The organism is Pseudomonas sp. K5002, from assembly GCF_013386655.1.
Taxonomy (GTDB): Bacteria; Pseudomonadota; Gammaproteobacteria; order Pseudomonadales; family Pseudomonadaceae; genus Aquipseudomonas.
This window is the reverse complement of sequence record NZ_JACARK010001030.1, coordinates 1-940: the sequence shown is the minus strand read 5'-3', so window position 1 is coordinate 940 and position 940 is coordinate 1. Positions and strand designations below refer to the sequence as shown.

1 protein-coding gene is annotated in these 940 nt (G+C 62.0%); it reads left to right on the top strand.

Annotation, left to right across the window (positions count from 1 at the left end; all coding sequences use genetic code 11):
- Positions 1–908: LLM class flavin-dependent oxidoreductase (locus tag HX846_RS32795; protein ID WP_178967010.1), on the top strand; the 908-nt coding region annotated here is incomplete at its 5' end.
- Between the last annotated feature and the right edge of the window lie 32 nt (positions 909–940).

Here is a 940-nt window from a genome sequence, read left to right as displayed (position 1 = left end):
CCCATGCGGCCAGCGTGACGAAAAAGCTGCAGTTCCTGATTGCCCACCGGCCCGGCTTCGTCCAACCCACCCTCGCTGCGCGGCAGTTCGCCACGCTGGATGTGTTCAACGGCGGGCGCACCGCGGTGCACATCATCACCGGCGGCGACGACCGTGAACTGCGGGCCGATGGCAGTCATATCGACAAGGATGAGCGTTATGCGCGCACCGACGAGTACTTGAGCGTGGTGCGGCAGGAATGGACCAGTGAAAAGCCCTTCGACCATCACGGCACTTACTACCGGTACGAGGGTGCGTTTTCGACGGTGAAGTCGCCGCAGCAGCCGCATATACCGTTGTATTTTGGCGGGTCTTCAGCGGCGGCCATTGCGGTGGCGGGCAAGCATGCGGATGTGTATGCGCTGTGGGGTGAGACCTACGAGCAGGTGAAGGAAGTAGTCACACAGGTGCGGGCTGAGGCGGCCAGGCATGGGCGTACGGTTCGCTTCAGTTTGTCGTTGCGGCCGATTCTGGCGCAGACCGAGGCGCTGGCGTGGGAGCGTGCAGATAGCATTCTGGAGCAGGCGACGGCACTGGCGCAGAAGAATGGGTTCGTGAGGCGTGAACCGCCGAATGAGGGGTCGCGGCGGCTGTTGGCGGCGGCGGCCCAGGGGTCGCGGTTGGATAAGCGGTTGTGGACCGGGATTGCGGGGTTGCTGGGGGCCCAGGGTAACTCTACTTCTTTGGTGGGTACTGCGGATCAGGTGGCCGAGGCTCTGCTCGACTATTACGACCTGGGTATCACGACCTTTTTGATTCGTGGGTTTGATCCGCTGAATGATGCTATTGATTACGGGAAGAGGCTGATTCCGCTGACTCGGCAGTTGGTGGCTGAGCGGGAGCGCCAGGCGGCTGGAAAAGTGGCCTGAGGGAGGGGGACCGAGTACATATCCGTTTCTTC